This is a genomic window from Pseudomonas oryzae (assembly GCF_900104805.1).
Lineage (GTDB): Bacteria > Pseudomonadota > Gammaproteobacteria > Pseudomonadales > Pseudomonadaceae > Geopseudomonas > Geopseudomonas oryzae.
Map to the genome: position 1 here is coordinate 3,901,279 of NZ_LT629751.1, position 21,143 is coordinate 3,922,421.

At 65.7% G+C, this 21,143-nt stretch carries 15 protein-coding genes and 1 pseudogene; 5 read left to right on the forward strand and 11 right to left on the reverse strand.

The window, feature by feature from the left end; translation table 11 throughout:
* Positions 1-74: 74 nt before the first annotated feature.
* Positions 75-947, forward strand: a complete 873-nt coding sequence (locus BLT78_RS17705) for an EamA family transporter (RefSeq protein WP_090351044.1) — start codon at positions 75-77, stop codon at positions 945-947.
* Positions 948-1,005: 58 nt separating this feature from the next.
* Here the strand turns inward: BLT78_RS17705 and BLT78_RS17710 are convergent, their stop codons facing one another.
* Entirely contained in the window at positions 1,006-2,175 is a 1,170-nt protein-coding gene (locus BLT78_RS17710; RefSeq protein ID WP_090351046.1) for an FUSC family protein, read from the reverse strand.
* Between the two features lie 555 nt (positions 2,176-2,730).
* Here BLT78_RS17710 and BLT78_RS17715 point away from each other — a divergent pair.
* Positions 2,731-4,233 (forward strand): calcium-binding protein, encoded by a 1,503-nt coding sequence (locus tag BLT78_RS17715; protein WP_090351048.1) that lies wholly within the window; start codon positions 2,731-2,733, stop codon positions 4,231-4,233.
* Between the two features lie 97 nt (positions 4,234-4,330).
* Here BLT78_RS17715 and BLT78_RS17720 read toward each other — a convergent pair whose 3' ends face one another.
* From BLT78_RS17720 to trpB, 7 genes and pseudogenes are all read right to left on the reverse strand, one after another.
* Positions 4,331-5,677, reverse strand: a complete 1,347-nt coding sequence (locus BLT78_RS17720) for a glutamine synthetase family protein (protein ID WP_090351049.1) — start codon at positions 5,675-5,677, stop codon at positions 4,331-4,333.
* A 78-nt stretch (positions 5,678-5,755) separates the two neighbouring features.
* Positions 5,756-6,313, reverse strand: coding sequence for a helix-turn-helix domain-containing protein (locus BLT78_RS17725; RefSeq protein WP_090351051.1), 558 nt, complete (start codon positions 6,311-6,313; stop codon positions 5,756-5,758).
* A 42-nt stretch (positions 6,314-6,355) separates the two neighbouring features.
* The gene (locus BLT78_RS17730; RefSeq protein WP_090351053.1) at positions 6,356-7,642 is read right to left on the reverse strand and encodes an NAD(P)/FAD-dependent oxidoreductase; all 1,287 of its coding nucleotides are present in this window, start codon (positions 7,640-7,642) and stop codon (positions 6,356-6,358) included.
* 367 nt (positions 7,643-8,009) lie between these two features.
* Positions 8,010-11,384: a beta strand repeat-containing protein gene (locus BLT78_RS21470; protein ID WP_157719554.1), complete on the reverse strand. Its 3,375-nt coding sequence runs from the start codon at positions 11,382-11,384 to the stop codon at positions 8,010-8,012.
* Between the two features lie 720 nt (positions 11,385-12,104).
* Positions 12,105-12,906 (reverse strand): annotated as a pseudogene (locus BLT78_RS17760) (integrase core domain-containing protein).
* A 151-nt stretch (positions 12,907-13,057) separates the two neighbouring features.
* Complete coding sequence (gene trpA, locus BLT78_RS17765) at positions 13,058-13,867, reverse strand: tryptophan synthase subunit alpha (RefSeq protein ID WP_090351054.1); 810 nt, start codon at positions 13,865-13,867, stop codon at positions 13,058-13,060.
* Positions 13,864-15,081, reverse strand: a complete 1,218-nt coding sequence (gene trpB, locus BLT78_RS17770) for a tryptophan synthase subunit beta (RefSeq protein ID WP_090351056.1) — start codon at positions 15,079-15,081, stop codon at positions 13,864-13,866. The genes trpA and trpB overlap by 4 nt, the downstream gene beginning before the upstream one ends.
* A 132-nt stretch (positions 15,082-15,213) precedes the next feature.
* Here trpB and BLT78_RS17775 point away from each other — a divergent pair, with 132 nt between their 5' ends.
* Positions 15,214-16,104, forward strand: a complete 891-nt coding sequence (locus BLT78_RS17775) for a LysR family transcriptional regulator (RefSeq protein WP_231975650.1) — start codon at positions 15,214-15,216, stop codon at positions 16,102-16,104.
* A gap of 162 nt (positions 16,105-16,266) precedes the next feature.
* Here BLT78_RS17775 and BLT78_RS17780 read toward each other — a convergent pair whose 3' ends face one another.
* Positions 16,267-16,680, reverse strand: a complete 414-nt coding sequence (locus BLT78_RS17780) for a PA0061/PA0062 family lipoprotein (protein WP_090351059.1) — start codon at positions 16,678-16,680, stop codon at positions 16,267-16,269.
* A 109-nt stretch (positions 16,681-16,789) separates the two neighbouring features.
* Between BLT78_RS17780 and BLT78_RS17785 the strand changes: the two genes are divergently transcribed.
* Together BLT78_RS17785 and BLT78_RS17790 are read left to right on the forward strand one after the other, a co-directional pair.
* Complete coding sequence (locus tag BLT78_RS17785; RefSeq protein ID WP_090351061.1) at positions 16,790-17,854, forward strand: aminopeptidase; 1,065 nt, start codon at positions 16,790-16,792, stop codon at positions 17,852-17,854.
* A gap of 36 nt (positions 17,855-17,890) precedes the next feature.
* Positions 17,891-18,106 carry a dodecin gene (locus BLT78_RS17790; RefSeq protein ID WP_090351062.1) on the forward strand — a complete coding sequence of 72 codons (216 nt, stop codon included), beginning with the start codon at positions 17,891-17,893 and terminating at the stop codon, positions 18,104-18,106.
* Positions 18,107-18,232: 126 nt separating this feature from the next.
* Here BLT78_RS17790 and BLT78_RS17795 read toward each other — a convergent pair whose 3' ends face one another.
* Positions 18,233-18,661, reverse strand: coding sequence for a PA0061/PA0062 family lipoprotein (locus BLT78_RS17795; RefSeq protein ID WP_231975651.1), 429 nt, complete (start codon positions 18,659-18,661; stop codon positions 18,233-18,235).
* A gap of 185 nt (positions 18,662-18,846) precedes the next feature.
* On the reverse strand, positions 18,847-20,454 hold the full coding sequence (locus BLT78_RS21840; RefSeq protein WP_090351064.1) for a calcium-binding protein: 1,608 nt from the start codon (positions 20,452-20,454) through the stop codon (positions 18,847-18,849).
* Positions 20,455-21,143: the final 689 nt, after the last annotated feature.

Here is a 21,143-nt window from a genome sequence, read left to right on the forward strand (position 1 = left end):
TCCTTGCGGCGGCTCGACGCTGCCGGAGCGTGCGGCCTATGATCCGCGCCCCGTCGTCGCGAGCCGTACCGTAGATGCCATACCTGCTGATCGTCACCCTGCTCTGGGCCTTCTCCTTCAGCCTGATCGGCGAGTACCTCGCCGGCCAGGTGGACAGCGACTTCGCCGTGCTGGCGCGGGTGCTGGTCGCCGCCCTGGTATTCCTGCCATTCACCGTCTGGCGCGGCCTGCCTATGCGGCTGCTGGGCGGCCTGTGGCTGGCCGGCGCGCTGCAGTTCGGCGTCACCTACCTGTGCCTGTACCGCAGCTTCACGGTGCTGACGGTGCCCGAGGTGCTGCTGTTCACCGTGCTCACGCCGATCTACGTGACCCTGATCGACGACGCCCTGGCGCGGCGCTTCAACCGCTGGGCGCTGCTCGCGGCGGTGGTGGCGGTGGGCGGCGGGGCGATCATCCGTTTCCGGCCGCTGGAGGGCGACTACCTGCTCGGCTTCCTGCTGCTGCAGGTGGCCAACGCCACCTTCGCCGCCGGCCAGGTGCTGTGCCGCCAACTGCTCGCCCGCCATCCGGTGGCGCAGCCGCTGCCACGCTTCTTCGGCCACTTCTTCCTCGGCGCGCTGCTGATCGCCCTGCCCTCGTTCCTGCTGTTCGGCAATCCCGCCAGGCTGCCGCACACCGCGGTGCAGTGGGGCGTGCTGCTGTGGATGGGCCTGTTCGCCACCGCGCTGGGCATGTACTGGTGGGTGAAGGGCAGCACCCGGGTCGATGCCGGCACCCTGGCGGTGATGAACGAGCTGCACGTGCCGGCCGGCCTGGTGGTCAACCTGCTGATCTGGAACCGCGACGCCGACCTGCCGCGGCTGGCCGCCGGCGGTGCGGTGATCCTCCTCGCCATGGCGCTCAACCACCTCGGTCGGCGCCGCTGGGCCGCGCCCAGCCCGGCCTAAGCTGTGTACGAAAAGTGCCTGCGCGCGGTCATGCTGCGTTGAAAGGCGGCTCGGATGCTCATTTGCGACCAGTAAACTCCGCGTCCTCGCCGCTTTTCGTCGTGCCTGACCTTCGCTCGGCTGACGCTTCGTACAGGCCCTGGCGGGTGAAGCGCGCCGGCACCAGCCGGCGCAGCTGGCGGCCGGCCACGGCGCGGAAGCGCACGCTGTGGATGCAGGCGCCGCCGGCCAGGCCGACCACACAGCCGAGCAGGGTGTCGTAGAAGCGCGCCTCGATCAGCGGGGCGACCGGGCTCTGGCCGAGGGTGGCGGCCTCGGCGAGGAGGATGGTCATCGGCGTGATGAAGATCACCGCGAAGCCGTAGTGGCGCACCACCGCCGTCTCCACCACGAAGACCAGCAGCATCATCGCCAGGACGATGTTCCAGCGCTCCAGCGGCAGCAGCAACAGCCCCCAGGCCAGCAGCAGGCCGATGGCGGTACCGAGCAGGCGCTGCAGGTGGCGGTTCCACACCGCCTGCAGCGAGGCGCCCTGGATCACCGCCAGGCAGCTGACCGGCACCCAGTAGGCCTTCTCCAGCTGCAGCAGCTGGGCGATGGCCAGCGCCAGGCCGACGCACAGGCCGATCACCACCGCGTCGAACACCACGAAATCGAAGGTCGGCGCCGGCAGCGGCGGCGCCGGATCGGGCTCGCGCGAGCGCAGAATGTAGGCGCTGTAGAAGAAGGCGATCAGGCAGGCCAGCAGCGCACCCATGGCCAGCAGGCCAACCATCAGCGGCACCTGCTCCCAGGGCAGCGGCGTGTAGGCGCCGATCGACGCGGCCATGACGAAGAACAGGCTGCCCGGCGGGCCCAGGCCGTAGAAGCGGCTGGCCATGGTCACCAGGATGGTGACGAACACCAGCGTCGGCATCATCAGCAGCGGCACCAGGTGGCTCAGCAGGCCCAGGGTATAGCAGGCGATCATCGCGAAGGCGCAGCTCATCACCGTCAGCATGCGGTGGTACAGCGGCGTGCGCGGCGTGTACAGGTAGACCAGCCCGCCCAGCGCCGCGACCAGCCCGTAGTCCATACGCCCGAGCAGCGTGCCGATCAGCAGCGGCAGGCCGCTGGCCAGCGCCGCGGCGAACGGCTTCTGCCAGGGGCGGTCGCTGGGGTTGATGGTCACCAGCTGCCGCCACTGCGCCAGCAGCAGTCGTTTCAGTTCCGCCCGTTTGCCCTGCATCGTCCGCTCCCCTGCCGCGCTGCGCGCCCTGCTCCCTTATCGCGGCAACGCTCCGGCGACGCAAGAGGGGGCCGGCCGGGTTGCTCCGGCGGCGCTACGTCCGGTCTTGCCGTCGTCAGGCCGCGGAGCCCCGGTCGGCTGATCGCCAAGCGTTTCCGCCGGGCTCGCCGGGAGTGACCACCGGCCGTGATCTATGCTGAAAAAGGTCAACGCGGCGAGATGCTGGTTGCAGACCGACGCTCCGAAGCACAGGCGGCGCAGTCGTGCCGGGTTTCGTGTGGAGCCTGGCATCCGCGTGACCCAAACAGCTCTAGCAGTCATTCCTTGCAAGCCGCATCGAACAGGCGTTTCTGCAAGGAGTAAGCTGGTGGTCTATGTGGTTAGCGGGTTAACCCAAGTTCGGCTGACCGTGGTTCCGAGACAAGTCGCCGCTACGAGCCATGGCAGGATCATGGCGAGGTGCGGCACGCAGTATCGGGAGCATGGGCGCCCAACTTGACCAACTGGGCTAACCAGACGGGCCACCAGCTAGTCAGTCACGGCGAGGCATTCGTAATGGCAACCTTGATCGGCGTTTCCAATACCGGGGCCTTCGATCCCGGTTTCGAGTATTCCAGTTTCTGGCAGGGTATCGAGGACTCCAGTGATGAGGCCCTCGCCCTGCTCGACCAGCTATCGGATCCCATCAGTGTCCAGCCCTATGCCGGTGGATACAGCCTGGACTTCAGTGATGGAACGAATATCTGGTTCGCCGGCAGCATCGGCTCGGATCGCATCACCATCCGTGAGTTCGATCTGGACAGCGGCGATCTCGATCTGGGCTTCCGAGGCAGGTTCACCATCCGGGACGATCAGGACAGCTTCCCGCCGGTCAAGGTCAAGGAAGTCTGGGTCGGCAATATCGGCGGTTATCAGCTCGATCTTCGCGGCTCGCTGGGGGTTACGGATGACGGCATATCCGGCAGCGTCAAAGAGTTCTACATGTTCTCCGCCAACGGCTCCGGGCCCGGTGGGTTCGATTACGTCAGGTTCACCGGCAAGGTGTCCATGAACGCGCAGGGCGACATCTGGGGCGGCAAGGTCAAGGGTGTCGAGTGGGGTCGGATCAATTTCGTCGATGGCCAGATCACCAATGCGGTGACCTACGGCAAGATGACGGGCACCAATATCGACGCCGTCGCCCTGGCAGCCGCGCTGGACGGCCAGGGATTCGACGGCCTGATGCCGTTTGTCACCACGGGTAGCGACAAGATCACCGGAACGGGCGGCGACGATTTCCTCGACGGCGGGGCCGGCAACGACAAGATCTACGGCGAAGCGGGCGACGACACCATCTACGGCAACACCGGCAACGACCAGCTGTTTGGCGGCGATGGCGACGACATCATCGATGGCGGTGCCGGTCAGGACAGGATCAGCGATCTTTCCGGCAACAACACCATCTCCGATCTTGAGGGCAAGGCCCGGATTACCACCGGTGCCGGGGATGACCAGATAACGACCGGATCCGGAAACGACAAGATCGTTGCCGGCGATGGTGACAACAACGCCAATGCCGGTGCAGGCAACGACAACATCACCACCGGAAGCGGCAATGACCTCATCGAGGCGGGTGCCGGCAATGACAAGATCACTGCCGGAGCGGGCAACGATACGGTGTCTGCCGGTGCAGGAAACGACAAGGTGGTGGCCGGTGCCGGCAATGACCTCATCGATGGCGGAGAGGGCTCCGACATCCTCACCGGCGGCCCGGGCAGCGATACCTTCGTCTTCTCCAACATGGCCGTTGGCGGATTCGACAAGATCACCGACTTCGCCGATGGAGACGTCCTCGCCTTCGATACCGGCGTGTTTACCCAGTTGGCTGGCGCGACGGCCGAGAATTTCACCCTGGGCTCGGCCGCGGTGGATGGCAACGACTACCTGATCTACAACGCTGCCAAGGGCGCGCTGTACTACGACGCCGATGGTGCCGGTGGTGCAGCGGCCATCCAGATCGCCGGCATCAAGGGCGCGGGTGCCAGCTCGATCGCTTTCGATGATTTCCAGTTCGTCTAGCGCCAACCGTCATCGGTAGGTACCGGCCAAAAGCCCGGCGATTCTCGCCGGGCTTTTCTTGTCGGCGCGGGATCCCGCCCACCCGCCCGCCGGCAGCCTACAGATACCAGCGATACTCCCGCGCACTGACCTCGTGCATGAAGTCGAGGTGGTCGTGGCGCTTGTTCGCGCAGTACACCATCACGAATTCGCTGCCGAGCAGGTCCCTGACCACCGCGTGCGATTCCATCGCCGCCACCGCGGCCAGCATGTCGCGCGGGAAGTCGATGCCGCTGGCGCGGTCCTCGTGGAGCGGCGCGATCGGCTCGCGGCCCTGCTCCAGGCCGTACTCCATGCCGCTGAGGATGGCCGCCAGCACCAGGTAGGGATTGGCGTCGGCGCCGGCCAGGCGGTGCTCGATGCGCAGGTTGCGGCCGTCCGACTCGGGGATGCGCAGGCACGCGTCGCGGTCCTCGAAGCCCCAGCTGGCCTTGCTCGCCGCGTTGACCCGCGCGCCGTAGCGGCGGTAGGCGTTGTGGTTGGCGGCGAAGATCGGCATGCAGTGCGGCAGCAGCGCCAGGCAGCCGGCCACGGCGTGGCGCAGCGGGCGCTGGCCGTCCTGGTCGAGCAGGTTGCGGCCATCGCGGTCGTACAGGCTGACGTGCACGTGCATGCCGCTGCCGGGCGCATCCAGGTAGGGCTTGCTCATGAAGCTGGCGCGGTAGCCGTGCTGCATCGCCACGCCACGGGTGCTGCGGCAGAACAGCGCGGCCTGGTCGGCGGCGCGCAGGCCGTCGTCGCAGTGGGCGAAGTTGATCTCGAACTGGCCGGGGCCGATCTCGGCGGTGATCACATTGGCGTCGACGCCCTGCTCCTGGGCGGCCTCGACCATCTCGTGCAGCACGTGGGAGAAGCGCGACAGGCGCTCGATGTGCATGTTCGGCTGGTCGTCCTCGTCTTCGGTGAGCGGGTCGCGCGGGAAGCGCGGCAGGCCGCCGTCGAGCTTGCGGTCGAACAGGTAGAACTCCAGCTCGAAGGCCACCACCGGGCGGATGCCCTTGGCCTGCAGGCGCCGGAGCACGCGGGCCAGCACCTCGCGCGGCTCGAACTCGATGGGCGCCGCGGTGCCGTCGGAGCTGATCAGCATCTGCCCCAGCGGCTGGCCCTCCCAGCGCACCGGCTTGAGGGTGCCGGGGATCAGCCGGCGCGGCGCGTCCGGGTCGCCGTCGCCGAAGCAGTAGTCGCCGATCGGATGCAGGCCGCCCTGCACGCCGAGCAGCACGCAGTTCTGCGGCAGCTTCAGCGGGCTGCCGGCGGCGACCTTTTCCAGCATGTCGAGCGGGTAGCGCTTGCCGTAGAAGTGCCCGGGGATGTCCAGGCAGATCAGGTCGACGTAGCGCACGTCGGGATGGGCGGCGCGGAAGGCGCGGACTTCGCTGAGCAGATCGGGGAAAGCTGAGGTCATCTTGTTGTCCTTGTTCTCATCAATATCCGGCAGGTTCGGCTCTGGGGCGTCAGGCGCGCGGTGGGTTTCGCCCGTAGTTCAGGTGAATACCCACAGCACGCGGGTCGGCTGCTCGCCGAGGTTGGCGTAGCGGAAGCGGGCATGCGGCGGCAGCTGGAAGCTGTCGCGCGGGCCGAGGGTGACCGGCGTGGCGTCGTCGCCGTACCACAGGGTCAGCTCGCCCTCGAGGACGAAGCCGCCCTGCTCCGAGCTGTCGTTCAGGTGGCCCTCGCCGCTGGTGGCGCCCGGCTCGAGGAAGCTCTCCAGCATGGAGAAACCGCCGGACATGGTCGGCGAGGCCAGCACGTCGGTGATGCCGCCGGCGTAGTACAGCGTGCGGCGCTCGTCGGGACGGGTCACCCAGCGCACCGCGCGCGGCCGGCCCGGGTTGTAGAAGTAGGTGGTCGGCACGCCGAGGGCCTCGCTGATCGCGGTCAGATCCGCCACCGTCGGCCGCGACAGGCCGCGCTCGACCTGGGAGAGGAAGCCCACCGAGCGGCCGATGCGCTCGGCCAGCTCGCCGAGGGTGACGTTCTTGTGCTTGCGCAGGTCGCGCACCAGGATGGCGAGGCCTTCGATTTCGTCCTGTCTGTCCATGTGTCTCTCGATATTCGTTGCGTCCGCTCCGGCGGGAGCGGGTCAGAGGTTGTCGCGCAGGCGGTACCAGGCCTTGCCCACCGCCTCCAGCGGCGCGCGCAGCAGCTCGCCGCCGGGGAAGCGCGGATTGGGGATGGCCTGGTACAGCGCCAGCAGGCGCTCGTCGCCGAGGATGGCGTCGCTCACCGCCCGCGCGCCGGCCAGGGTCGGCAGCACGCCGTGGCCGGAGAAGCCCTGCAGCCAGTACCTGCCGCCCTGGCGGCCGATGTGCGGGGTGCGGCGCAGGGTGCAGTCGATATGCCCGCCCCAGCCGTAGTCGATCCGCACGCCGCGCAGCTGCGGGAACACCCGCTCGAGGAACGGCCGGGTGGCCGCCGGCACGTCCCTGGGGATGCCGCCCAGGTAGGTGCAGGCGCCACCGAACAGCAGGCGGTGGTCCGGGGTCAGGCGGAAGTAGTCGGGGACGAACTGGTTGTCGATCACGCAGCTGTTCTGCGGCAGCAGCGAGCGGGCCAGCGCCGGGTCGAGCGGCGCGGTGGCCACCTGCCAGGAACCGACCGGCAGCAGGCGCGCCGAGAGGTCGCGGTCGAGGCGGTCGATGTAGGCGTTGCAGGCCAGCACCAGCACGTCGCTGTGCACCTCGCCGTGCCCGGTGTGGGCGACATGGCCCTCGCCCTGCTCGCGCCAGTCGAGCACCTGGCTCTGTTCGAAGATGCGCCCGCCGGCCTGCTCGATGGCGGCGGCCAGGCCCTGGGCCAGCTTGAGCGGGTTGAGGTGGGCGCCGAGCGGGTCGTACAGCGCCGCCTGGTAGCGCTCGCTGCCGATCCACTCCGGCAGCTCTTCCTTGGGGATCAGGCGCATCACCTCGTAGCCCCACTTGGCCACCGCCTCCTCCTGCGCCTCCTGCAGCAGGTGCACACGCTTGGGCCGCACCGCGGTCCACAGGCTGCCGGTGCGGTAGTCGACGTCGAAGCCGTGGCGCTCGGGCAGCTGGCGCAGCTCTTCGGCGGCCCAGCGCATGCTGTCCCACAGCTCGCGGGCGCGCCCGGTGCCGAGGGCCTGCTCCAGCGGCGGCATGTCGCACGACCAACCGAGCAGCGCCTGCCCGCCGTTGCGCCCGGAAGCGGCCCAGGCCACCCGGCTGGCCTCCAGCAGCACCACCTTCTTGCCGGCCATGGCCAGGCGCAGCCCGGTGTGCAGGCCGCTGAAGCCGGCGCCGACGATCAGCACGTCGCAGTCGACGCGGCCTTCCAGGCGTGGACGCAGCGGGATGGGGCCGTAGTCGGCGGCGTACCAGGTCCCGACGTGCTGGGCGGATTGCTTGAACATGGCGGCCTCGTGAAAATTGTTATTTGAATTTTCATGAAAAAATACATGATAAAATTCATAAGGCCAAGCCCGGGTACTCCTCGGTCTCGCCGGGCCCTGCGGCACTCCATATCGGGGGCGGTCGTGTCAGGGCGCATGGCTAGCTGGTGGCGTCAGTAAATACAGTCGCGCGGTGATCGTGACTGCGCATCACGCCATCAGCTTGCGTCTACCCAGGTCGATACCGATGATGCCGCTCAGTTCATAGCGATGAATTGCGTAAACAAAACACCCTGCGAAAGGCTGGCTCTCGCAGGGTGTTAGAGGTGCGCCGGACCGCAACCACGCTATAGCCGGCAGGTTGCTGCGCTTTCCGGGTTGGCCGACGTCAGAGGATGAAGTCCGCCGTCGACAAGGCGGTGATGCCGGTAAGCTGAATGGCGAACTCGGCAGTGCTGTCGGCATCGGTGTTGCCGTAGAGCACGCCACTTACCACCTTCAGCTGGCCGGCAGCGGTAAAGGCGGTGGCGCTGCCGATGACCATGGTGAAGGCTTCGTTGGTGGTGGTAGTGTCGGTATTGGCATCCAGCTTCGACAGATCGATCTTGTCCTGTCCCCTGACGAAGTCGGTGATGACGTCCCAAGTGGTGCTGGACAGCCCCATTTCACTGAGGAGGTCGAAGGCGAAGGTGTCGTTGCCATCGCCACCGGCGAGGGTGTCCTTGCCGTCGCCGCCAGTGAGGCGGTCGTTACCGAGCCCGCCTTGCAGGGTGTCGGCGCCGGACCGCCCGCTCAGAATGTTGTTAAGCGAGTTGCCAATGATCGTGTTGTTGAGTTCGTTGCCGGTTCCGTTGATGTTCAGCGCGCCCTTGAGGGTCAGGTTCTCGACGTTGGCGGTGAGCGTGTAGGTAATCGAGCTCTCGACAGTATCCAGCTCTGTGGTTGCCGTGCTGACGATGGTTTCGGTGACGACATCAGCGACATGATCGACGATGTAGAGGTCGGCGCCTTTGCCTCCGTTCATGGTGTCGGCATCCTTGCCGCCGTTGAGCACGTCTGCGCCATCCCCACCCTCCATGAAGTCGGTACCGTCGCCGCCATTGAGCGAGTCGTTGCCCGCGTCGCCGCCCAGCGTATCGTTTCCGGCCCCACCGTTGAGGACGTCGTTGCCGTTCAGTCCCTGGAGGATGTCGTTGCCGGCCAGACCGGCGAGCAGGTTGGCGCCAGAATTACCGAGTATGGTGTTGGCCAAGCTGTTGCCGTAGCCGTTGATGGCTGACGAGCCCAGCAGGGTGAGATTCTCGACGTTGGCCTCGCTGAGGGTCCAGGTGAGGCCGCTCTCGATGGTGTCGATCTCCAGGCTCGAGTTGTTGGCCTCGAGCACGACATCGTCGATGCTGTCGACCACATACACGTCGTTGCCCGCGCCGCCATCCATGATGTCGGAGCCGCCGCCGCCGATCAGCCGGTCGTTACCGCCCAAGCCAAAAAGCTGGTTGGCCGCGGCGTTGCCGGTGACGACGTTGGCTAGTTCATTGCCTCGCCCCACGAGCAGCTCGGTACCCAGCAGGGTGAGGTTTTCGAGATTGCTGCCCAAGGTCCAGTCGAGCCAGCTCTCGACTGTGTCGATTTCGGCGGTGACCGGCGTGGTCTTGGTAACGATGATGGGCGAAGTGCTGGTCGACACCGCCGTTTCGGTGATGCTGTCGGCGAGGCTGTCGACAACATAGGTATCGTTGCCGAGACCGCCTTGCAGGTTGTCGTTGCCCCTGCCGCCGTCGAGTCGGTCGTTGCCGTTCCCGCCGCTGAGCAGGTTGCCAGCACTGTTGCCGACCAGGAAGTTGTCCAGCGCATTGCCCGTACCGTTGATCGCCGCGGTGCCCGTGAGGAACAGGTTCTCGAGATTGTTACCCAGCGTGTAGCTGAGACCGATGCGTACCGTGTCGATTTCGGTCTTCGAGGTTCCCGTCTCGGTGACTACATCGCTCAGAGAATCGAGGATGTAGACATCGTTGCCCGCGCCGCCGTTCATGTTGTCGATGCCTGCGCCGCCGTCGAGGGTGTCGTTGCCCGCGCCGCCGAGCAGGGTATCGTTGCCCTGCAGACCGCGCAGCAGGTTGTTCCCCGTATTGCCGGTGATGGTATTGGCCAACGCGTTGCCGTAGCCATTGATGGCCGCCGAGCCGGTCAGAGTGAGTCTTTCCAGGTTGGCTCCCAGCGTCCAGGTGATCACGCTTTCCACCGTGTCGATTTCGCTGGCGGTCGTTGTGCTTTCGTCAATCACATCGTCGACATTGTCGACCACGTAGGTATCGTTGCCGGTACCGCCAATCAGGAGGTCACTGCCGGCGCCGCCATCGAGTCGGTCGTTTCCGGCCAGGCCGGTGAGGATATTGTCAGATGCGTTCCCGGTCAGCCGGTTGGCCTTGGCGTTGCCGGTGCCCTCCAGGGCATCACCGATCAGCGTCAGATTTTCAATGTTATCGTGGGCTACCACATTCAGCGTCCAATCGATGCTGCTCTGCACTTCATCGATTTCGGTGGACGATGTTGAGGTCTCGATCAGCCTGTCGCCCGCATTATCGACAATATAAATGTCATTGCCGGCACCGCCATCGAGCGTATCCTGCCCATAGCCACCATTCAAAATGTCGTTGCCGAGCGCGCCGATCAGCTGATTGTTACCCGCGTTACCGATGATTAGGTTGTTGCGCTCGTTGCCGGTCCCGCTGTTCGAGAAGGTGCCGGACAAGGTCAGATTTTCAAGGTTGGCGCCAAGCACCCAGTTGATACCGCTTTTGACAACCACGGTATCGATTTCGGTGAGCGTTGTGCCGTCTTCGAGCAGGCTGTCGCTCAGGCTGTCGACGACATAGGTGTCATTGCCGGCACCGCCGGCCATGACATCGTTTCCAGCGCCGCCGTCGAGCAGATCCTTGCCTTCTCCGCCTTCCAGCGCATCGTTGCCGTCGCCGCCGCTCAGGGTGTCGTCGCCCCCCCCACCATTGAGCTTGTCTGCGCCGGCCGCGCCGAATAGGGCATTCTGGGCGCTGTTGCCATCAATGGTGTTGTTGAGCGCGTTGCCAACGCCGACGCTGGCCAGGATCCCGCTCAAACGGAGGTTCTCGAGGTTGCTGCCCAGCGTCCAGCTGGTACTGCTCACTATCGTATCTACTTCGCTGGCCAGCGCGCTGGCTTCGATTACGACATCGGCCGCAGAGTCCACCACATAGGTGTCATTGCCGGCGCCACCGATCAGCGTATCGCTTTCGTCCTGTGTTGAAGCGTCATCTGCGCCGTTGAGGAAGTCATTTCCGGCGCCGCCATTGAGGATGTCGTTGCCGGTACCACCATCCAGGGTATCGTCACCGCTCTCGCCATAAATCGTATCGTCGCCGGCCATCCCGTACAGCTTGTTGGTTACGGAGTTGCCATAAATGAGATTGTTGAGTGCGTTACCCGAGCCATCGATGAGAGCGCTGCCGGTGAGGGTGAGGTGCTCAATGTTCTCATTCCCCGCCGAGCTCAGCGACCATGTTATGGAGCTGAACACCTTATCGATTTCGGAAGCGAGCAGGCTGGTCTCGACAATGGAGTCCGCTGCGTTATCAACGTAATAAATGTCGTTTCCCACGCCGCCATCCATCTTGTCCTTTCCGGCGCCGCCGTTGAGCGTGTCGTTCCCGCCAAGACCAATCAACACGTCATCCAGGCTGCCGCCTAAAAGAGAGTCATTGACGTTACTTCCGGTGTATGTGGTCATACTCTTTTCTCATTCGATAGATTACCCGGGCTCTTCTTGGTAGTAGAGCGGGCTTCGGGATCGCGAGTCATCCAGCTGGCAGAGTGCTACGCCATGCGTAATGGCGGGCTGTCAGTCGTGATTGGCTGATCGCATGTGCTGGCCCTGCCGAGTGTTTGCGAGCGAACAGGGTAGGCGACGGCTCAAGGCAGTTTCGAGGCGTACGGCGGTCATGAGGTCGTCCTTGGCACTCACAAAGATGGGGCTGGGTATCGCCCTGCAAATCTAGCACCTGCTATGTGGTGAAGAACAGCTCCCCTGTTCGCAGTGCAGTGGAATTTCCAATGTCGTTCACCGTGGTTCGCATCGGCATACTGACAAGAAGTCCGCTGGGTGCGGAGGAAGGCAGCGGCTCGGGTCTTGCGTGCGGCGTCAGAGGATGAATTTCGAGAGCGATACGCTGGAGATACCGTTGATCCGGATGGCGCATTAAGGCATTGCTGTCCATGTCGGTATTGCCGTAGAGCACTCCGTTAGTCTGGTTCAGTTAGCCAGCCACTCCAGAGGTGGCGGTGCTGTCGATGATGGCGGTGAACGGCTCGTGCTTATTGGGCGTGGTCAGATTGGCATCTAGAGTGTGAGGATAAATCTTCTCTTGCTCTTCGGGGCGGCAATTATGTTCAAGGTTGTACCGGATCCTTCCGTCATCGCTGATGGTATTGAACGCCAATAGTTCGTTGTCTAGGTGTGTAGTCCCGGGATGAGGTGGTGCGGGTCAAGCCTGAAACGGTTCGGCGTTCGAGTCCAGGCATCACAGATCGTTTTGACCGGAGTACGCCACCGAGGGCTTCCAGATGCTTGGCAAAGTTGCATGCCGTAACGAAGGCCAGCACATGGGCTTTCAGCGCATCGAAATCCGGGTATAGGAACGACTTGATGGTGGCCTCCTTCACGGTGCGGTTCATGCGCTCGGCCTGTCCGTTGGTCCACGGGTGATCGGGTTTGGTGAGCATGTGCTTGACGCCATGCGCTTGGCAGGCACTGTCGAAAATATGCCCACCAAACCGATTGGTCAGGCCGTTTCGATACTGTGGCTGCTCGGTGAACGTCACGCCGTTGTCTGTGAGAGCGGTGTGAATGGTGCCGGGATATGTCGTCACCACCTCTTCGAGAAGCGCCGCCCCGTCCGGCTCTCTGCCAGGCAGCCTGGTGATGCCATGGCATACCAGGCAGCGATGCAAGGCACTGCGAGTCAGTTGAGGAGGGTTTCACGCAGATCCCCCAGCAGGTCATTCAAGGGACGCAAGGTGTGGCGCCTGAGCTCGACCACCATCGCTTCTTCAGCATCCGAGAGTCGGACGCTACTCGGCTTGGCAGGCACCATAGGCTTGTCAGCTGTCGTCGAGCGCGAACGATATTGGGGTACGGTCTTGACGTTCAGTCCGTAACGAGCGGCAAGGGCGCGCGTCGACTCTTGCGACGCTAGCAGTTCGGCTCGAACTCGCGACGTTGTGCGGCCTGAGCCATGAAGACCTGTTGCCATGGCGCATCTTCTTGATGGGGGTTCAAGAATGCACCATGACTTCCCGGGACGGCATACCTAGGGCTGGCAGGGCTATGATCACCCCCAAAGGCCGCTAATTCCTCTCGGGAATAGCGGCATTTCTCATCTCTGGCTTAATTGAGGTGAACGCTTAAATTCTTGCCTTCCTCACCCCCTCAGCCAACTCCCGACAAAGCCCCAGCACATCCCCAATCGCCTGCTCCTTCGACGAAGCCTTGGCAATCCGATCAATCAACGCCGACCCCACCACCGCACCATCGGCGCGCTTGGCCACTTCGGCGGCGTGTTCGGGGGTGCGGATGCCGAAGCCGATGCACAGCGGCAGGTCGGTGTGGCGGCGCAGGCGGGCCACCGCTTCTTCCACCTGATCCATGGTCGCCGCGCCGGCGCCGGTGACGCCGGCCACCGAGACGTAGTAGACGAAGCCGGAGCTGCCGTTCAGTACGGTCGGCAGGCGGGCGTCGTCGGTGGTCGGGGTGGTCAGGCGGATGAAGTCGATGCCGGCGGCCTGGGCCGGGTCGCACAGTTCGTCGTTGTGCTCCGGCGGCAGGTCGACCACGATCAGGCCGTCTACGCCGGCTTCCTTGGCGTCGGCGATGAAGCGTTCCACGCCGTAGCAGAAGATCGGGTTGTAGTAGCCCATCAGCACCAGCGGGGTGTCCTGGTTGCCCGCGCGGAACTCGCGGACCATCTGCAGGGTTTTCGCCATGTTCTGGCCATTGCCGAGGGCGCGGATGTTGGCCAGCTGGATCGCCGGGCCGTCGGCCATCGGGTCGGTGAACGGCATGCCCAGCTCGATGACGTCGGCGCCGGCTGCCGGCAGGCCCTTGAGGATCTCCAGCGAGGTGGCGTAGTCCGGGTCGCCGGCGGTGACGAAGGTGACCAGGGCGGCGCGGTTTTCTTGCTTCAGTGCGGCGAAGCGGCTCTGCAGGCGGCTCATGCGCGGGTCTCCTCGTCCAGATTCAGGTAGTGCATTACGGTCTGCATGTCCTTGTCGCCGCGGCCGGACAGGTTGACCACCATCAGGTGGTCCTTGGGCAGGCTGGGCGCGCGCTTGAAGGCTTCGGCCAGCGCGTGGGAGGACTCCAGCGCCGGGATGATGCCTTCCAGGCGGCAGCACTGCTGGAACGCCTGCATGGCTTCGTCGTCGGTGATCGGCACGTACTCGACGCGACCGACCTTGTGCAGCCAGGCGTGCTCGGGGCCGACGCCGGGGTAGTCGAGGCCGGCGGAGATCGAGTGGGCGTCGGTGATCTGACCGTCGGCGTCCTGCAGCAGGTAGGTGCGGTTGCCGTGCAGCACGCCCGGCGCGCCGCCGGCCATGCTGGCGGCGTGCTTGCCGGTGTCGATGCCGTGGCCGGCCGCTTCGACGCCGACGATCTGCACGCTCGGCTCGTCGAGGAATTCGTGGAACAGGCCGATGGCGTTGGAGCCGCCGCCGATGCAGGCGACCAAGGAATCCGGCAGACGGCCTTCGTGGTCGAGGATCTGCGCGCGGGTTTCGCGGCCGATCACTGCCTGGAAGTCGCGGACCATCGCCGGGTAGGGGTGCGGGCCGGCGGCGGTGCCGATCAGGTAGAAGGTGTTGTCGACGTTGGTCACCCAGTCGCGCAGCGCCTCGTTCATGGCGTCCTTGAGGGTGCCGGTGCCGGCGGTGACCGGGATGACCTTGGCGCCGAGCAGCTTCATGCGGAAGACGTTGGCCTGCTGGCGGTCGATGTCGGTGGTGCCCATGTACACCACGCACTCGAGGCCGAAGCGCGCGGCCACGGTGGCGCTGGCCACGCCGTGCATGCCGGCGCCGGTCTCGGCGATGATGCGCTTCTTGCCCATGCGTTTGGCCAGCAGGATCTGGCCGATGCAGTTGTTGATCTTGTGCGCGCCGGTGTGGTTCAGCTCCTCGCGCTTGAGATAGATCTTCGCGCCGCCGAAGTGCTCGGTCAGGCGCTCGGCGAAGTACAGCGGGCTGGGGCGGCCGATGTAGTCGCGCTGGAAGTAGGCGAGTTCTTCGAGGAACGCCGGGTCCTGCTTGGCGGCCTCGTACTCGGCGGCCAGGTCGTTGATCAGCGGCATCAGGGTTTCGGCGACGAACTGGCCGCCGAACGGGCCGAACAGGCCGCGCTCGTCGGGGCCGTGGGAATAGCTCTGGGTCATGGCTGGCTCCAGTGGGGAATGGGGGCGACAGGGACGGGCAGGGCGCGCGCCTGGGCAGTGGCTACACGGTAGCCAATGGCGGGCGGCGGGAAAAGCGATAAGATCGCCCTGACCTGTCAGGAAAACTCACCGATGAGCCAGCCTCGCGACCTTCCTCCGCTGAACGCCCTGCGCGCCTTCGAGGCCACCGCCCGGCTGGGCAGCGTCAGCCGCGCGGCCGCGGAGCTGCACGTCACCCACGGGGCGGTGAGTCGCCAGTTGCGCGCGCTGGAGGAGCACCTCGGCGTGGCCTTGCTGGCCAAGGACGGACGTGGCGTGAAACTCACCGATGCCGGCCAGCGGCTGAGCGCAGTGGCCGCCGCGGCCTTCGATGACCTGCGCAATGTGTGCTTTGAGCTGCGCGAGGGTCGCGCGCAGGCGCCGTTCGTGCTCGGCTGTCCGGGCAGCCTGCTGGCGCGCTGGTTCATCCCGCGTCTCGACCGCCTGCAGCGCGACCTGCCGCAGCTGCGCCTGCAGCTCTCCGCCAGCGAGGGCGAGCTGGACCCGCGCCGGCCGGGGCTGGACGCCACCCTGTGGTTCGCCGCACCGCCGTGGCCGGCGGACATGCAGGTATTCGAGCTGGCCGAGGAGTGCATCGGCCCGGTGCTGTCGTCCCGCCACGCGCGCTACGCCGCGCTGCGCGAGGCGCCGGCGAGTGCGCTGCTCGGCGAGCCGCTGCTGCACACCGCCTCGCGCCCGCAGGCCTGGCCGCAGTGGGCGCGTGCGCAGGGGCTCGATCCGGCCGGGCTCGGCCTCGGCCAGGGTTTCGAACATCTCTACTACCTGCTGGAGGCGGCGGTGGCCGGCCTCGGCGTGGCCATCGCGCCGCAGCTCTTGGTCGCCGACGATTTGGCCGCCGGGCGGCTGGAGGCGCCTTGGGGTTTCGTCGCCACGCCGGCGCGGCTGGCGCTGTGGGTGCCGGCGCGCGGCGGCGACCGCCGGGCGGTGGAGCTGGCGGCGTGGCTGCGGAGAGAGCTGGCGTAGGGTGCGCCGTGCGCACCGTTGGGCGTGGTGTTCTACTGGTGGTGCGCATGGCGCACCCTACGGCTCGGCCGCTCGTTGGTTACAGGTTACGTGCGGGGCTGGGTAGGGTGCGCCGTGCGCAGCATTTGGCGTGGCGGAACAGCATCGCCAGCCTGCTGGCTCCTACTGGGTGATGCAGTGCCACTCCTGGCCGTCGGCCAGGCGCTGGCCGCCGGCATCCTCGAGCCAGGATTCGGTCTGGAACTGCCAGTGGCGCGCCTGCAGGCGGTAGCGCTGGCCGGCGGCGAAATGCGCGTAGTCCAGGCGCAGGTAGCAGAGCATGTACACCGGGTCGCTGTTCAGCAGCGGGCCGATGAACACCTCGAAGCGGTAGCTGGTCTCCAGGCGATGGGCTCCGGGGGTGACCTGGAAGTAGCGGCCGTCGTTGAGGCGCTTGCCGTCGATCTTCTCGGCCATCAGCAGCTCGCCGGGCTCGGTGCGCAGTTCGATCCAGGCCTGTTGCGGATCGGGCCGGGGCAGGGGACTGGCGCAGGCGGCGAGCAGCGCCGGCGCGGCAAGCAGGAGGAGGGCGCGCATGGCGGGCTCCGGGCAGGGACTGGACAGCTTCAGGATAGCGCCGGGGCGTCGCTGGCGGCAGGCGCGACTATCGGTTAGCTTCCCGGGGAAACGGCCCGCGCGTACCGCCATGTCGATCCTCCGCCTGCTTCCGCTGCTGCTCCTGCTCACCGGCTGCTCCAGCCTCGGCTACTACGCCCAGCTGGCCGAGGGGCAGTGGCAGCTGCTGCGCGCCCGTCAGCCGGTGGCCGAGCTGCTCGCCGACCCGCAGCAGCCCGCCGAGCTGCGCCAGCGCCTGCGCCTCGCCCAGGACGCCCGCGCCTTCGCCAGCGCGCAGCTGGCCCTGCCGGACAACCGCAGCTACCGTCTGTACGCCGACCTCAAGCGCCCCTATGTGGTGTGGAACCTGTTCGCCACCCCCGAGTTCTCCCTCGAGGCACAGACCCACTGCTTCCCGATCGCCGGCTGCGTGGCCTATCGCGGCTACTTCGACGAGCAGCGCGCCCGCGGCGCCGCCGCGCGGCTGCGTCTGCAGGGGCTGGATACCGAGGTGGCCGGGGTCGAGGCCTATTCCACCCTCGGCTGGTTCGACGATCCGCTACTCAACGGCATGCTGGACTGGAGCGACGAGCGGGTGGCGGCGCTGATCTTCCACGAGCTGGCCCACCAGCGCCTGTACCTGCCCGGCGATACTGCCTTCAACGAGTCCTTCGCCCGCTTCGTCGAGGAGGAGGGGCTGCGCCAGTGGCGCCGTGCCCGTGGTCTGCCGCCGCCGCCAGCGCATTTGCAGCGCCAGCGCGAACAGTTCGTCGCCCTGATGCTGGCTAGCCGCGCGCGTCTGGAGGCGCTGTACGCCCAGTTGCTGGACGCGGAGGCGCTGCGCGCGCGCAAGCAGGCCGAGTTCCAGCGCCTGCGCGGCGAGTATGCGGCGCTGCGCGACGGCCCCTGGCTGGGTGACCGGCGCTTCGACGGCTGGTTCGCCCGCCCGCTGAACAACGCCCGCCTGTTGCCGTTCGGCCTCTACGAGCAGTGGGTGCCGGCGTTCGCCGCACTGTTCGCCGAGACCGGCGGCGACTGGTCGCGTTTCTACGCGCGGACCGCCGCGCTGGCCGCGCTGGGCGAGGCGGAGCGCCGGCAGGCATTGGCCGCGTTGCAGGCGTGCGACGGATTTGCCGGTCCGCCGAGGCTTGACTAGCGTTCAGGAGACCCCCGTCACCACAGGAGCGCCGTCATGTCGGATCACCACACCTACAAGAAGATCGAACTGGTCGGTTCGTCGCGTGCCAGCATCGAGGACGCCATCAACAACGCCCTGGCCGAGGCGGCCAAGACCATCCATCACATGGACTGGTTCGAGGTGGTGGAAACCCGTGGCCATATCCAGGACGGTCTGGTCGGTCATTATCAGGTGACCATCAAGGTCGGCTTCCGCATCGTCGGCAGCTGAGATCGCGCCTGCGATCGGCAGCGCGGCGGCCATGCAACGCCGGCAGTCGGCTGCGAATGCCGATGCGCCGCGAGCAAGCCGCCGAGGCCGCGTCTGACGCAGGCCCGCCGGACTCCCCGAGATCGTTCAATACGCCCCGCAGCGCACCACCTCGGCGCGCGCCAGGCGCCTGCCCTCGGCATCCAGCAGGCGGCCCATGGCACGGTGGGCGATGCGCCGTACCTCCAGGTGGTAGTGTGCCCCGGCGGCGAACTCCGCGTAGTCCACGGCGAGGATGCAGGTGCGCCAGGCCGGCCCGCTGCCCTGGCCGAAGCCGCCGCTGGGCACCTCGAAACCGAAGCGCACCTGCAGGCGGTGGGCGCCGGGGCTGACCTGGAAATAGCGCCGATCCGGCCAGTAGCGGCCATCGAGCTCGTCGGCACCGAGCTGGGTGTCCGGCTGTCCGCGCATGTCGATCCACGCCTTGCCCGGATCGTGTGGCGGCAGCGGGGTGGCGCAGGCGGCGAGCAGCAGGCTGGCGGCGAGGGGCAAAACGGGCAGGAGCGGCTGGCGCATGATGGTCTCCGAGCAGGTTTCTGCTGGTCACCATAGCCTCTGGAGAGCAGGCTTGACGATGTCATGCCTCGGGCGATCGCGTACGTGCTTGCGGCAGAAAGGAGCGGAAGCCCCGGCAGGCATGGCCCGCCGGAGCTGATCAGACGGCAGTGAATTGCGGCCGCACGGGTGACGGCTCTTCAGGGTCAGAGGATGAAGTCTGCCGTCGACAGGCTGCTGATTCCGGTGAGCTGGATGGCGAACTCGGCAGTGCTATCGGCATCGGTGTTGCCATACAGCACGCCGCTCACCACCTTCAGCTGGCCGGCTGCAGTAAAGGCGGTCGTGCTGCCAATCACTGCGCTGAATGCATCATTGGTGGTGGTGGCGGTGTTGGCATCCAGAGTCGACAGGTCGATCCTGTCCTGCCCACGGACGAAGTCGGTGATCACGTCCCAGGTCGTATTGGTGATCCCCGTTTCGCTGAGGGCGTTGAAGTCGAAGATGTCGTTGCCTGCGCCGCCGCTGAGACTGTCCTTGCCGGCTCCGCCGACCAGGATGTCGTTACCGCTATCCCCGAACAGTTGATCCGCACCGTCATACCCATACAACTGGTCGTTGCCGGCAAGCCCGTACAGCTTGTTCACCGCAGCGTTGCCGATGAGCTTGTTGGCTGCGAGGGAGCCGACCCCGTTGAGCGCTGTGGTTGTCGTGGTGTTGAGGCCCAGGTTGAGATTCTCGATCTGGCTGAGGACGACACTATTGGTCAGGCCGCTGACCGCTCCGCCAAGGGAGGCTGTCGAGCCGGCGACGGCGACGGTATAGACCACCGTATCAACATCGCTGCTTTGTGGGTCGGCGATGATCTCTTCCAGGACCTTGTCCAGATTGGAGTCGACGTAGTAGATGTCGCTGCCGAAACCGCCCAGCATGATGTCATTGCCGGTGCCGCCATCGAGAACGTCATTGCCATTGCCGCTGAACAGGCGGTCATTGCCGCCCATGCCATACAGCTTTTCCTGGAGCCCCATGTCGCCGTAGGGGTCGACCGAGATCTTGTTGGACAGATCGTTGCCCTTGGCCGTCATGATCGAGGGCGTGCCCGACGTCATCCAGTGGAATACGCTGAGGTTCTCCACGTTGGCTGCCAGGGTATAGCTCAGCAGGCCTTGTCCATTGTTGAACTCCACCCTGTCGCGTGCGCCTGCTCCGGCCGCTTCGATGACCTTGTCGCCAGCGTTGTCCACGACAAACACGTCATCACCAGCTCCCCCGGACATGCTGTCGGCTCCGGCGCCGCCATCCAGCCAGTCGTTGCCATTGCCACCATTCAGGACATCCGAGCCTGCGACGATCGAGTCCGAGTCGTAATCCCACTCCCAGCTGTCGCCAAACAGTTCATCGTCACCATCGCCACCGTTGAGGGTATCGTTGCCGCCAAAGCCGGCCATTTCGTCGTCGCCGGCACTGCCATTGAGGGTGTCGTTGCCATTGAGGAGGAAGTCGACACCTCCGTGGTAGCCCGTTTCCAGTGCGCTTACGAACCCCGCCAGGCTGTGATTGAGGCCGCTGCCATCCACGACAAGGGTTGTTGCCGGGTTGCCGGATGCATAGTCGTAACCGTATACCTTGACACCGGTGATGGTGCCGAGCGGCGCACCGGAGGTGCCGACGGCGAAACTGGTTCCGGTGAGCACGATCTGGAATTCCGCGCCTTCGAGAGTGATCTGCGAACTGGAGAACTGCGTGACTATCCAGTTGCCTGATTCGACATAGAGGTCGTCGAGGTAGGTGTTGAACTTGAAGGTGGCCATCTGCTGTCCTTGATCGGTTGACCGATGATTGTTGGGTGAGGGGTAGGCGGGGCGCTTGGGAGTCCCCCGTCATCTGGTGGCTTGGAGTCGTGCCGTCGCGACGGATCACTTGTGAAATCGGCAGGGCCGGCTTCCCGCTCCAACTGAGCCTGATGGGAAAGGACAAATATCATGTCATATTGATATTTGCATGAGCTGAATCAACGGCCAGGCATGTTCCCGACACGACGCTCCCGGTGGGTGAAGGGAGCAGAGGATTCCGCTGTGCCCCCCGCTGAGGTCGAGCGATGACTCTCGGTATCCAAGACTGACGCTGCCGATGGGGTGGATGATGGGCTCGGCGGTGCTGGCGGCATCTGTGTTCGTGTTGCCGCAGGTGTTTCTGTCAGCCACCTTCGCGGCGGTGCCGGGTGCATCGTCCGCCGATGCCGCGTTGGGCGCCGCGGGCTGCTGTGTGGTGGTGTCATCGTCCAGACCCCGGTCGGGCTCGTCGATGACGTGTTCCGGTTTTGCCGCGTGCGTTGGCATCGAGGACGTCTGGCGCAAGTGCTTCAGACCGACGAAGTTGCGCAGTCCATCCTCGAAAGCCGAATCTTGCCGGGTGTTATTGAAGCGCAGTCCATAACCTGACAGGCCTTCCGCATGCCCCGGTTACTGGCAGCTCCTCGGGCGAGCGGAGCAGCGCATCG

Bases quoted from the DNA above. Each gene is read 5' to 3' on its own strand.
- BLT78_RS17705 (WP_090351044.1), top strand. From the start codon at position 75: ATGCCATACCTGCTGATCGTCACCCTGCTCTGGGCCTTCTCCTTCAGC.
- BLT78_RS17710 (WP_090351046.1), bottom strand. From the start codon at position 2,175: ATGCAGGGCAAACGGGCGGAACTGAAACGACTGCTGCTGGCGCAGTGG.
- BLT78_RS17715 (WP_090351048.1), top strand. From the start codon at position 2,731: ATGGCAACCTTGATCGGCGTTTCCAATACCGGGGCCTTCGATCCCGGT.
- BLT78_RS17720 (WP_090351049.1), bottom strand. From the start codon at position 5,677: ATGACCTCAGCTTTCCCCGATCTGCTCAGCGAAGTCCGCGCCTTCCGC.
- BLT78_RS17725 (WP_090351051.1), bottom strand. From the start codon at position 6,313: ATGGACAGACAGGACGAAATCGAAGGCCTCGCCATCCTGGTGCGCGAC.
- BLT78_RS17730 (WP_090351053.1), bottom strand. From the start codon at position 7,642: ATGTTCAAGCAATCCGCCCAGCACGTCGGGACCTGGTACGCCGCCGAC.
- BLT78_RS21470 (WP_157719554.1), bottom strand. From the start codon at position 11,384: ATGACCACATACACCGGAAGTAACGTCAATGACTCTCTTTTAGGCGGC.
- trpA (WP_090351054.1), bottom strand. From the start codon at position 13,867: ATGAGCCGCCTGCAGAGCCGCTTCGCCGCACTGAAGCAAGAAAACCGC.
- trpB (WP_090351056.1), bottom strand. From the start codon at position 15,081: ATGACCCAGAGCTATTCCCACGGCCCCGACGAGCGCGGCCTGTTCGGC.
- BLT78_RS17775 (WP_231975650.1), top strand. From the start codon at position 15,214: ATGAGCCAGCCTCGCGACCTTCCTCCGCTGAACGCCCTGCGCGCCTTC.
- BLT78_RS17780 (WP_090351059.1), bottom strand. From the start codon at position 16,680: ATGCGCGCCCTCCTCCTGCTTGCCGCGCCGGCGCTGCTCGCCGCCTGC.
- BLT78_RS17785 (WP_090351061.1), top strand. From the start codon at position 16,790: ATGTCGATCCTCCGCCTGCTTCCGCTGCTGCTCCTGCTCACCGGCTGC.
- BLT78_RS17790 (WP_090351062.1), top strand. From the start codon at position 17,891: ATGTCGGATCACCACACCTACAAGAAGATCGAACTGGTCGGTTCGTCG.
- BLT78_RS17795 (WP_231975651.1), bottom strand. From the start codon at position 18,661: ATGCGCCAGCCGCTCCTGCCCGTTTTGCCCCTCGCCGCCAGCCTGCTG.
- BLT78_RS21840 (WP_090351064.1), bottom strand. From the start codon at position 20,454: ATGGCCACCTTCAAGTTCAACACCTACCTCGACGACCTCTATGTCGAA.